The sequence below is a fragment of the Caulobacter endophyticus genome (assembly GCF_003116815.1).
Lineage (GTDB): Bacteria > Pseudomonadota > Alphaproteobacteria > Caulobacterales > Caulobacteraceae > Caulobacter > Caulobacter endophyticus.
Window position 1 is genome coordinate 1 of the sequence record NZ_QDKQ01000006.1, and the last position, 11,299, is coordinate 11,299.

The 11,299-nt window shown below is 72.1% G+C and carries 10 protein-coding genes; 6 read left to right on the forward strand and 4 right to left on the reverse strand.

All coding sequences use genetic code 11. From position 1 onward, the window contains the following. The 3 genes from DDF67_RS00315 to DDF67_RS00325 form a co-directional block, all read left to right on the forward strand. The coding region (locus DDF67_RS00315) for an RNA polymerase sigma factor (protein WP_109098990.1) at nucleotides 1–1,107 on the forward strand (1,107 nt) is incomplete at its 5' end. A 31-nt stretch (nucleotides 1,108–1,138) separates the two neighbouring features. Then, nucleotides 1,139–2,932: a feruloyl-CoA synthase gene (locus DDF67_RS00320; RefSeq protein WP_109098991.1), complete on the forward strand. Its 1,794-nt coding sequence runs from the start codon at nucleotides 1,139–1,141 to the stop codon at nucleotides 2,930–2,932. 144 nt (nucleotides 2,933–3,076) lie between these two features. Beyond that, nucleotides 3,077–4,615: an acetolactate synthase large subunit gene (locus tag DDF67_RS00325; RefSeq protein WP_109098992.1), complete on the forward strand. Its 1,539-nt coding sequence runs from the start codon at nucleotides 3,077–3,079 to the stop codon at nucleotides 4,613–4,615. 240 nt (nucleotides 4,616–4,855) lie between these two features. Here DDF67_RS00325 and DDF67_RS00330 read toward each other — a convergent pair whose 3' ends face one another. Then, nucleotides 4,856–6,190 carry a hypothetical protein gene (locus DDF67_RS00330; protein ID WP_109098993.1) on the reverse strand — a complete coding sequence of 445 codons (1,335 nt, stop codon included), beginning with the start codon at nucleotides 6,188–6,190 and terminating at the stop codon, nucleotides 4,856–4,858. Nucleotides 6,191–6,354: 164 nt separating this feature from the next. Here DDF67_RS00330 and DDF67_RS00335 point away from each other — a divergent pair, with 164 nt between their 5' ends. Then, nucleotides 6,355–7,434, forward strand: coding sequence for an MBL fold metallo-hydrolase (locus tag DDF67_RS00335; RefSeq protein ID WP_109098994.1), 1,080 nt, complete (start codon nucleotides 6,355–6,357; stop codon nucleotides 7,432–7,434). 4 nt (nucleotides 7,435–7,438) lie between these two features. On the opposite strand, the gene DDF67_RS00340 is transcribed toward DDF67_RS00335, so the two are convergent. Continuing rightward, nucleotides 7,439–7,996 carry a hypothetical protein gene (locus tag DDF67_RS00340; RefSeq protein WP_109098995.1) on the reverse strand — a complete coding sequence of 186 codons (558 nt, stop codon included), beginning with the start codon at nucleotides 7,994–7,996 and terminating at the stop codon, nucleotides 7,439–7,441. A 4-nt stretch (nucleotides 7,997–8,000) separates the two neighbouring features. Further along, the gene (locus DDF67_RS00345) at nucleotides 8,001–9,188 is read right to left on the reverse strand and encodes a glycosyltransferase family 9 protein (protein ID WP_109098996.1); all 1,188 of its coding nucleotides are present in this window, start codon (nucleotides 9,186–9,188) and stop codon (nucleotides 8,001–8,003) included. A 109-nt stretch (nucleotides 9,189–9,297) separates the two neighbouring features. On the opposite strand from DDF67_RS00345, the gene ygfZ reads away from it, so the two are divergent. Then, nucleotides 9,298–10,119, forward strand: coding sequence for a CAF17-like 4Fe-4S cluster assembly/insertion protein YgfZ (gene ygfZ / locus DDF67_RS00350; protein WP_109098997.1), 822 nt, complete (start codon nucleotides 9,298–9,300; stop codon nucleotides 10,117–10,119). 22 nt (nucleotides 10,120–10,141) lie between these two features. On the opposite strand, the gene DDF67_RS00355 is transcribed toward ygfZ, so the two are convergent. Next, nucleotides 10,142–10,564: a hypothetical protein gene (locus DDF67_RS00355; RefSeq protein WP_109098998.1), complete on the reverse strand. Its 423-nt coding sequence runs from the start codon at nucleotides 10,562–10,564 to the stop codon at nucleotides 10,142–10,144. Nucleotides 10,565–10,693: 129 nt separating this feature from the next. Between DDF67_RS00355 and DDF67_RS00360 the strand changes: the two genes are divergently transcribed. Then, the gene (locus DDF67_RS00360; protein WP_109098999.1) at nucleotides 10,694–11,287 is read left to right on the forward strand and encodes a DNA-3-methyladenine glycosylase I; all 594 of its coding nucleotides are present in this window, start codon (nucleotides 10,694–10,696) and stop codon (nucleotides 11,285–11,287) included. Nucleotides 11,288–11,299 lie beyond the last annotated feature (12 nt).

Consider the following 11,299-nt stretch of genomic DNA (forward strand, 5'->3'; position numbering starts at 1 on the left):
GCCGCGGCCTGGCCGCGCGACGGGGCGCCGCGCCAGCCGGCCGCCTGGCTGTACGCGACCGCCCGCCGCTGCGCGCTGGACGCCCTGCGCAAGCGGGCGGTGCGTTCGCGGCTGGCGCCGGACGCGCCCGAGCCGGCGCCGACCGTGGAGCAGGTGCTGGCCGCCGACGAGACCCTGATCCCCGACGAGCGACTGCGGCTGATCTTCGTCTGCTGCCATCCGGCGGTGGCCGCCGAAGCGCGGGCGGCCCTGACCCTGCGCCTGGTCTGCGGCCTGTCGACGCCCGAGATCGCTCGCGCCTTCCTGGTGAGCGAGGCGGCGATGTTCCAGCGCCTGACCCGCGCCAAGCGCAAGATCGCCCAGGCCGGCGTGCCCTTCGAGATCCCCGGCCCCCAGGCCTGGCCCGAGCGGCTGGGGGCGGTGCTCTCGACGCTGGAGGTGGCCTACGCCAAGGCCCACGAGGACGCCGCCGGCGCCAGCGCCCACGCCGGCTACGCCCGCGAGATGCTGGACCTGACGGCCGTGCTGGCCGATCTGCTGCCGGACGAGCCCGAGTGCCTGGGCCTGGCCGCCCTGGTCCGCTTCGCCGAGGCCCGGCGGCCCGCGCGGCTGGACGAGACCGGGGCGATGACGCCGCTGTCGGAGCAGGACCCGGCCCTGTGGCGGAGGGCGCTGATCGGCGAGGGCGAGGTCCTGCTGCGCCGCGCCGCCGCGCTCGACCGTCCTGGTCCGCGCCAGCTGCAGGCCGCCTTGCACGCGGTGTGGAGCCGCCGGACCAGCCTCGCCGAGCCGCCGCGCTGGGGCGCGGTCCTGGCGCTGTACGACGCCCTCCTGGCCTGGCGCGACGACGAGGTCGTGCGTCTCAACCGCGCCGTGGCCCTGGCCGAGGTCGCCGGGCCGCAGGCCGCGATGGCCGAGCTCGACCGGCTGGATGCGACGCGCCTGGAGGCCTTCGGTCCGTTCCACGCCCTGCGCGCCGACCTGCTGGTCCGCCTGTCGCGTCCCGCCGAGGCCCGCGCCGCCTATGACCGCGCCCTGGCCCTGGCGCCCGCCCCGGCCGAGCGGCTGTGGCTGCAGCGCCGGCGAACGATGCTCGGCCAGGATTGAACGCTCGTTTGGGGCGGGACATAACAGAGGGATGGAATCCCTCGACGACGCCCCCTTCCGCGACGCCCGCTACGCTCCGCGCGCCCTGGAGGTCGAACGTCACGGCCAGGCGCTGATCCTGCGCAACCCCATGCCCTATTCCGACGCCGTGCGGACCGTCACCGCCCCGCTCGCCCGCTGGGCCTCCGAGGCGCCGGACCGCGTGTGGCTGGCCGAGCGGGTCGATGGTCAGGAGGGCTGGCGGACGGTGACCTACGGCCAGGCGGCCTCGCGCGTGGCGGTCCTGGCGGGTGGGCTTGCAAGCCTTGGCCTGTCGCGCGGCAAGCCGCTGCTGATCCTGGCGCGCAACGGGATCGACCACGCCCTGATCGCCTATGCCGCCATGAGCCTGGGCGCGCCGGCCGCGCCGGTGTCGCCGCAGTACGGCCTGTCGGGCGCGGATCTCTCGCGCCTGGCCCTGGCCGTGGAGCGGATCAGGCCGGCGGCGGTCTATGTGGACGACGCGGCCGCCTTCGCCGGCGCGCTCGATCATGAGGCCATCGACAGTCTGCCGGTGATCGCCAGCCGCAACCCGCGCCCCGGCGACCAGCCGTTCGAGGCGCTGCTGGCCAGCCCGCCGGCGGCCGCCGTGGCGCGTCCCGAAGACGTCGCCAAGCTGCTGCTGACTTCCGGCTCGACCGGTCGGCCCAAGGCGGTGGTCTGCACCCACGCCAACATCGCGCTCAACGCCGCCCAGATCCAGGCCTGCTACGCCGATCCCGAGCCGCCGGTGCTGGTCAATTCCGCGCCCTGGAGCCACAGCCTGGGGGCCAACGCCATCCTCCACATGGTGCTGCACCGAGGCGGCACGCTGCACATCGACGCCGGCCAGCCCGCGCCGGGGCGCTTTGGCGAAACCCTGCGCAACCTGCGCGAGGTCTCGCCGACCTATCACAACATGGTCCCGGCCGGCTGGGGCCTGCTGGTGGGCGAGCTGGAGCGCGACCGGGCGCTGGCGGAGACCTTCTTTTCGCGCGTGCGGGTGCTGCAGTACGGCGGCGCTTCAATGGCCCAGTCGATCCTCGACCGGGTGCAGGCCGCAGCCCTGGCCGTGACCGGCGAGCGCATCACCTTCGCGGCCGGCTACGGGGCCACCGAGACCGGCCCGACCGCCTGCAACATCCACTGGCTGAACGCCCGCTCAGGCATGGTCGGCCTGCCCACGCCCGGCACGGCGGTGAAGCTGGTCCCGGCCGGAGACGGCGGCAAGTTCGAGATCCGGGTGAAGGGCCCGCAGGTCTCGCCCGGCTATCTCGACCAGCCCGAGGCGACGGCCCAGGCCTTCGACGAGGACGGCTTCTACCGCCTGGGCGACGCCGCGCGGCTGGCCGATCCGGAGGACCCGACCGCCGGCCTCGTCTTCGACGGGCGCCTGGTGGAGAACTTCAAGCTGGCCAGCGGCGCCTTCGTGGCCGCCAGCGCCCTGCGGGTGGCGGCGATCTCGGCCATCGGCGGGGCGGCGAGCGACGCCGTGGTCTGCGGCGAGGGCCGCGACGGGGTCGGGCTGATGCTGTTCCTGGAGCCGCGCACCTGCGAGGCGCTGGGCGGGGCGGGGGCCGCCCGGGCGGCGGTGCGCGAAGGCCTCGAAAGGTTCAACGCCAGCGGCAAGGGCGGGACTGGCAAGGTCGCCCGCGCCCTGATCCTGCCCGGCGCCCCCGACGCGGCCAGCGGCGAGCTGACCGACAAGGGCTATATCAACCAGGCCCTGGCGCGGGAGCGACGCCCCGTCGAGGTCGAGCGCCTGTTCGCGGCCGCGCCGGACGAGGACGTGATGGTGTTTGGTTGATCTAAGATCCTCCCCCTTCAGGGGGAGGTGGCCCGAAGGGCCGGAGGGGGAAGCGGCGGCTGAGCTGCCGCGACTACTTCCTCCTCAGTCGCTCCGCGACAGCTCCCCCTTCAGGGGGAGCATCCAGTGAGTAGGGAGAAAACAATGAACGGCGCCGACGCCCTGATCACCACCCTGGCCGACAACGGCGTCACAGCCTGCTTCGCCAACCCCGGCACCAGCGAGATGCAGTTCGTCTCGGCCCTGGACCGCGAGCCGCGCATGCGCTCGATCCTGTGCCTGTTCGAGGGCGTGGCGACTGGCGCGGCCGACGGCTATGGCCGGATCGCGGGCAGGCCGGCCTGCACCCTGCTGCATCTTGGCCCCGGCTACGCCAACGGCGCGGCCAACCTGCACAACGCCCGCCGGGCCTTCACCCCGATCGTCAACGTGGTGGGCGACCACGCCACCTATCACCGCGGCTTCGACGCGCCGCTCAACAGCGACATCGCCGCCCTGGCCGCGCCCAACTCGCTGTGGGCGAAGTCGGCCGAGACCGCCGACAGCGTCGGCCCCTTGGCGGCCGAGGCGATCACCGCGTCCTACGGAACGCCAGCCGGTAACGCCTGCCTGATCCTGCCCGCGGACGCGGCCTGGAACGAGGCGACCGTGCAGGGCGGCTTGGCCGAGGTTCCGGTCCCGGCCGCGCCCGACGCCGAGGCCGTGGCGGCCGTCGCCCATGCAGTGAAGGCCGCCAGGGCGCCGGTGCTGCTGCTGGGCTCGGGCGCCTGCCGCGAGGACGGCCTCGCCGCCGCCGCACGCCTGGCCGCCCTGGGGATCCGGGTGCTGACTGACACCTTCACCGCCCGCCAGGCGCGCGGCGAGGGCCGCTTTCGTCCCGACAAGCTGCCCTATTTCGGCGAACAGGCCCTGAAGGACCTCGACGGCGCCGATCTGATGGTGCTGGTCGCCACCGAGCGGCCGGTGGCCTTCTTCGCCTATCCCGACCGGCCCAGCGTGCTGGTTCCCGAACACTGCGGGCTGGAGACCCTGTGCGGCCGGGAAGTCGACGCGGCTGCCGCCCTCAACGCCCTGGCCGACGCCCTGGAGGCCCCCGCCGCCGGCCCGGTCGAGCCCTACGCCCCGCCGCCGGCGCCCGCCGGCAAGCTGGACGCCTGGGCCATCGGCGCGGCCATCGCCCGTCACATGCCTGCCGATGCGGTGATCTCCGACGACGCGGTGACGGCGGGCCTGCCGATCTTCACCCAGACCCGCGCGGCCCGCGCCCACGATTGGCTGTCGCTGACCGGCGGGGCGATCGGACAAGGCATTCCGCTGGCCATCGGCGCGGCCGTGGCGCGGCCCGACGCCAAGGTGCTGGCCCTGACCGGCGACGGGGCGGGCATGTACACGGTGCAGGGCCTGTGGACGATCGCCCGCGAGCGGCTGGACGTCGTGGTCGTGGTCTTCGCCAACCACGTCTACCGCATCCTCGGCATCGAGCTTGGCCGCACCGGCGCGGGCGCGGCGGGGCCGGCGGCGAGCAAGCTGCTCGACATCGGCGATCCGCGCATCGACTGGGTGGCCGTCTCGCAGGGGATGGGCGTGCCGGCGCAGCGGGTCGACACCGCCGAGGCTTTCGACGAGGCGTTCGAGCGGGCCATGGCGGCCAAGGGACCGCGGCTGATCGAGGCGGCGCTCTAGGCTCTGCGAAGCAAGGAACCTCCCCCTGTGGGGGAGGCGATCGCGCAGCGATCGGTGGGGGGAGTCGGCGAGAAGCTGGCCAAGGCCTCGAAAGCTGAAAACGTCCCCCCTCCGGCCCTCCGGGCCACCTCCCCCAGAGGGGGAGGATCCTGAGGGGCGGGAGCGATCAAAAGCTCCAAACACAAAAAACCCCGCCGGTTCGCACCGGCGGGGTTCTTCGTCAGAGCTCTCTGGAAGCCCTTACTTCTTGATGTTGGTCGGCAGCTTGCAGCCGCCGCCGACGCCCTTGGCCTGCAGGCAGGACAGGAGTTCGTTCGGCTTGGGCGACGCCTGGTTCAGCGGGTAGGACAGCACCCAGCCCGGCAGGCCGTCGGCGCAGGCCACTTCGACGAAGCCGCTGGTGTCGGTGCGGCCGATGATGCGCGCGCCCGAGACCTGGCAGCCGGCCTTGTTGTAGCTCTTCAGGTCGTCCCACAGGCGGGTGAACTCGACGTCCGCCTTGGTGTAGCTGCAGCGGAAGCCGTTCAGCTCGCCGGTGACGCAGTCATAGACGCGGTTGTCGGCGGCCGAGAAGACGCCGATGCCGCCCCGCGGCGTGTTCGAGCACTTCAGCTCGACGATTTCCTTCTTGGGGTCCTGCGACGGGAACAGGCCGTAGGACTCGACCTTGCAGTCGTAGCCGGCCTTCTTGGCCAGGTTGGTGTAGAGGCCGGCCTGCTCGGTCTTGGCCGCGCGGCTGTCGGTCAGGGTGCACTCGGCGCCGCCGGGAGCGTTGGCGCAGTCGATGGCGCGCACCAGGGCGCCGTTCGCCGTAGCCTGTTGCAGCACGTAGCCCTTGCCGTCCTGGCAGGCGACTTCGAAGTAGTTATCGGTCTTGGTGGTCAGGATGTAGCGCTTGTCCTTGACCGCGCAGTTGTTCTTGGCCGCGGCGGCCAGGGTGTCGACGACCTGCAGCTGGGTGGCGCGGTCGGTCAGCTTGCACGAGATGTTGCCGGTTTCTTCGTACAGCAGGCAGCTGTTGGCCACCGTGCCATCGACCTTCATCGGCACCGGGATCTGCAGGATGTAGCCCGTGCCGCCGGCGCAGGCGACTTCGAAGAACGAGTTGTTGTTGCCGGTGCCGATGGCGCGGGCGTTCTGCAGGTCGCAGGTCGCGCCGGCCTTGGCCAGGTACGGCTTCAGGCCCTGCTTGGGGTCGGCGTTGGCGGGCAGCAGGCACTTCAGGCCCGAGTCCTTGCCGTCGGCGCCGGGCTGGCCGGTCTCGACGCACGAGAAGCTCTGCGGCGCGGTGTCCTTCTTGGCCACCAGCGCGTAGCCCATGCCTTCCTGGCAGGCCACTTCGTAGTAGGAGGTGTTCGACTTCTTGTCGGCGCCGATCAGGCGGGCGTCCGACACCTGGCAGGCCACGCCGGCCTGGGCGACCAGGGGCGGGGCTTCCTTCATACCGGCTTCACGCGACTTGGCGTCGACGGCGGCGGCGGCGGGCTTGGCGTCCTTCGGCGCTGCAAAAGCAGCGGCCGGAACGAGCGCGGCGACCGCGAGGGCGGCCGTCAGGCCGATCGCGAATGGCCTCATGTCTTTAGTCTCCTGGGGGTGGATTCCTCGGGGCGGACTTAAGCCCCCCCTTGCATCAAGGGTCAAGATGTCGTCCGACGGGGGCGCAATCATGGCGCGGCTTGACCATGAAAAATGGGCTGGCGAGACGCCCCAGGGAACGCGGCAAGGGGAGTGAGGCGGCGATGAACGACGGGTTCGAGGAGACGGCGGGCGACAGCGAAGCCCCGCGCCGTCCGCGCCTGGCCTATCCGTTCGAGGTCGAGCCAGATCCCGGCTCGGGTCAGGCCGTCGAGGTCGCGCCGGGCGTCCTGTGGCTGCGCCAGCCCCTGGGCGGGTCGCTGGGCTTCATCAACGTCTGGGCGCTGGAGGATGGCGAGGGCTGGGCGATTGTCGACACCGGCATGGCCACCAAGGACACCAGCGCCGCCTGGAAGGCCGCCTTCGCGGGCGCGCTTGCGGGACGGCCCGTCACCCGCGTCATCGTCACCCACCTGCATCCCGACCACGTGGGCCTGGCCGGCTGGCTGACCCGGCGCTTCGACTGCCGGCTGTGGATGACGCGGCTGGAATACTTCCAGTGCCGCATGCTGGTGGCCGACACCGGCCGCGAGGCGCCCGAGGACGGGGTGCGGTTCTTCCACGCCGCCGGCTGGGACGACGACGCCATCGACAACTACAAGACCCGCTTCGGAGGCTTCGGCCGCGCCGTCCACGCCCTGCCCGACAGCTATCGCCGCATGACCGATGGCGAGACCTTCCGCATCGGCGCGCACGACTGGACCGTGGTGACCGGCCAGGGTCACTCGCCCGACCACGCCTGCCTGTGGAGCCCGTCGCTGGGCCTCCTGATCTCGGGCGACCAGGTGCTGCCGAAGATATCGTCCAACGTCTCGGTGTTTCCCACCGAGCCCGACGCCGACCCGCTGGCCGACTGGCTGACCTCGCTGGCCAAGGTCAAGGCCGCCGTGCCCGACGAGGTGCTGGTGCTGCCGGCCCACAACGCGCCGTTCCGGGGGCTGCACGCCCGCATCGACCAGCTGATCGCCGGCCATGAACGCGGCCTTGCGCGCCTCAAGGGCAAGCTGGAGGAGCCGCGCCGGGCGGTCGATACGTTCGGCGCCCTGTTCGCCCGTCCGATCGGACCCGACCTCCTGGGCATGGCCACCGGCGAGGCCCTGGCCCATCTCAACTGCCTGATCGCCCGCGGCCAGGCCGCGCGCGAGGTCGATCAGGCCGGGGTGGCCTGGTACCGGGCGCTCTAGACGCTCAAGGCGCCCGCGGCGCGTCGAGGTCGAAGGAAACCCGGAACAGCCGGCCCGGGCGCGACAGCTCGTAGGTGAAGGCCTGGTCGGTGAGGCCCAGCGCCCAGACGTTGGTGTTCGACACCGCGCGGTCCAGCCGCGTGAACATCGCCCTGGACTCGGCGTCGACCGGGAAGCGCTGCAGCTGCGCGGTTCCAGCCTCGACCGTGTCGCCGCCGTAGCGCGACAGCTGGTCCTCGACGCCGTCGGGGTGGCGGTGGTCGTGCTTCAGGCGCAGGCGGCCGCCTTCGAGGCGGGTGACGATCCAGGTGCGCGAGCGGTCCTCGCCCACGCGGAAGGGGATGCGGATCTCGCGGGCGTCGCATTGGGCCACGGTCATCACCAGCTCGGCCTTGCGGAAGGCCTCGTCGGAGGCGTCGCCCTCGACGACCTTGCCCGTCAGGGTCTTGCCGCACAGGGCGGTCAGGCGCGCGAAAAATGCGTCGGCGGGCGTCTGCGCGGCGGCGATCGCGGGCGCGGCCGCCAGGCTGAGCACGGCGCACAGCGCCAGGACCGGCTTCATCGGATCAGGCCGAGGGGCTGGCTTCGTCGTCGGAACGGCGACGGCGGCGACGGGGGGAGACCTTGAGCTTCGGCTCGGCCTCGGCGGCGGGTTCGCCGGCCGCGTCGCCTGCGCCGAGCGGCAGTTCCGGCGCGGCGTCGGCGACCGGCGCTTCGGGCGGCGGGATTTCGACGACGGGGGCGGCTTCCGGCGGCGCGATGACCACCGGGCCCCGCGCCTCGTCCAGCAGCTCGATCGCCGTCCGCACCACCTTGGCCACCGGCAGGTCGCTCATGTGGCGGATGGCCTGCGACAGGTCGGGGTCGATGGCCTTGAACTGGTCGAAGTCGCGCGGGCCGCGCACGGCGCGGGTCAAAGCGCCCCACGGGCCATATCGGCGCTCGTCCGAAGGGCCGAACAGGCCCACGGTCGGCACGCCGGCGGCGGCGGCGATGTGCATCAGGCCGCTGTCGTTGCCGATGAAGAGGTCGGCGCGCTTGAGGGCGGCGTAGGCGGTCAGAAGATCCACCTTGCCGGTGAGGTCGATGCAGCGGCCCCTGGCGGAGGCCATGCGCAGCTCCTCGACCATGCGGCCGTCTTCGGGGCCGCCCAGGATCAGGAGGCGCCCGCCGGCCAGCCGGCCGCCGGGGCCCAGCAACTGGGCGGCGGTCTGGGTGAAGCGCTCGATCGGCCAGACCTTGCCGATCCAGTTGGCGGCCGGGCCCATGGCCAGGATCGGACCGGCCGGCTCGCCGCCGCGCGGGGCCAGCATCTGGTCGGCCAGGGCCTGGACGTCCGGGGTGATGTAGAGGTGCGGGGCCGGCGGCTCGCCGTCGATCTTCAGCACGCGGGCGGTTTCAACCACCTTGTGGGCGATCTCGCCGGGGATCTTCTTCCAGATCGCCCGCTTCTCGCGGCGCAGGAAGAGGGCGGTCGCCGAGCCTCGAAGATCGACCACCAGGCCCCACTTGCGATGGCGCACCTGGTTCCACAGCCTGAACCAGTGGCCCTTGCCCTTGCCCTTCTCCATGACGATCACGCGATCCAGGCCAGGAACGTGGGCGAACAGCGGCGCGGCCAGCGGGCCGGCGACGATGGTGAAGCGGGCGTTGGGGATCTGGTCGGAGAGAAGTTTGATCAGGCCGGACGACAGCACGGCGTCGCCGATCCGCGTGGCGGTGATGAAGAGAATCGGGAAGGCCCGCTGTGTCATCGGTCCATGTATAGGGTGAACCGGCTGTCAACGCATCCCGTTATCCCGCTTAAGCTTTCCTGAGCATCAGGACTGGCGCCGGCGTCGCCTCGGCGCCACATGTGCGGCCATGACCAAGACGCGTCTCGCCCGCCTGTCCTCCCGCGCCGTCATCGCCGTCGCCGGCCCCGACTGGCGCAGCTTCCTGCAAGGCCTGCTGACCCAGGACGTCGACACCCTGGCGGCCGGCGAGCTGCGATTTTCCGGCCTGCTGACGCCGCAGGGACGGCTGCTGTACGACCTGTTCGTGGCCGGGCTGCCGGACGGCGCGTTGCTGGACGTGGCCGCCGAGCACCGCGACACCATCGTGGCGCGGCTTTCCATGTATCGCCTGCGGGCCAAGGTCGAGATCGGTCCGCTCGACCTGGTGGTCGCCGCGGCCTTCGATCCCGACGGCGCGCCGGTCAGCGGCGAGGGCCTCTACGCCGATCCGCGCCTGCCGGCCCTGGGCGCGCGGGTCTATGGCCCGGCCGCCGAGCCCGACGCGGACGAGGCCGCCTACGAGGCCCACCGTCTGGCCCTGGGCGTGCCCGGCCCGGCCGACTGGCTGTCGGACAAGAACTATCCGATCGAGGCCGACTTCGACCTGCTCTGCGGCATCGACTTCAAGAAGGGCTGCTTCGTCGGCCAGGAGACCACCAGCCGCATGAAGCGGCGGGGCACGATCAAGAACCGCATGCTGCCGATCGTCTTCGACGGCCCGGCCCCGGCCTTCGGCGCCGAGGTGCTGGCCGGGACCTTGCGCGCCGGCGAGGTGCTGAGCGGACGCGACGGCCGGGCCATGGCCCTGCTGCGCCTCGACCGCATCGAGGGCGCTGACCTCACGGTCGACGGCCGCCCGGTGCGGGTCGAGCGGCCGGACTGGGTTCCCGAAACGCCGGCGGCGGGCTGACCCGCCGCCGGCGTTCCAGGATCTAGCGGCAGCGCCCGTAGCGGTCGGGCGAGGCGCCGGGACCGCCGCGCCAGCCGGGCGGGTTCTCCCAGTTGGTGCCGCGGCCGCCGCGCGGACCGGGCGGATTGTCGTCGCGGTCGAGCCAGCAGCGGCGGGCCTGGTTCCACCAGCCGTGGGTCGGATGCCAGTAGCCCCAGCGCGGGTTGTAGTAGTAGCCGTTGCGGTAGTCGAAGCGGACCTTCTGGCCTTTCCAGCGATAGAAGCGGCGATCGGGCGAGGCGCCCGGGCCGCCGCGCCAGCCGGGCGGGTTCTCCCAGTTCGTGCCCGGTCCGCCGCGCGGACCCGGCGGGTTGTTGTCCCTGTCGCGATGCTGGGCGAGAACCGGCGTGGCGGCCATGGCCGCGGTCGCCAGGACGAGCGCGGTCAGGGTTCGGAAAGCTCGCATGGGCGGCTTCTCCTTGTCGTTGGCGTCCCTCTGACCAGCCAAACGCGCGAGACCGGCGTTTCCGTCGCGGGCGCGCGCATGTTCCCTGAAAGTTCTGGTTTTTGGCGCGCGGTCTGCTAGCGTCGCCACATGACAGAGATCCATCGCTGCACCTGGCGGGGCATGAACGGCGACCCGCTGTACGAGGCCTATCACGACACCGAGTGGGGCGTGCCCGAGTGGGACAGCCGCGCCCTGTGGGAGAAGCTGGTGCTCGACGGTTTTCAGGCCGGGCTGTCGTGGATCACCATCCTGCGCAAGCGCGAGGCCTTTCGCGCCGCCTTCGCCGATTTCGACCCGGAGGTCGTGGCCCGGTTCGGCGAGGCCGACCGCGCCCGGCTGATGGCCGACGCCGGCATCATCCGCTCCAACGCCAAGATCGACGCGGCCGTCAACGGCGCGCGCATCTATCTCGACATGCGCGAGCGGGGCGAGGACTTCTCCACCTTCCTGTGGGACATCGTCGGCGGCGCCCCGATCCAGAACAGCTTCACCGGCATGGGCGACGTGCCGGCACAGACGCCGCTGGCGGTCGATATGGCCAAGGCGCTGAAGGTCAAGGGCTACAAGTTCTGCGGCCCAGTGATCGTCTACGCCTTCATGCAGGCGGTCGGCATGGTCAACGACCACTTCGTCACCTGCTTCCGCCACGACGAGTGCAAGGCGCTGGGCCACCGTCACTGACCCTGGGGGCCT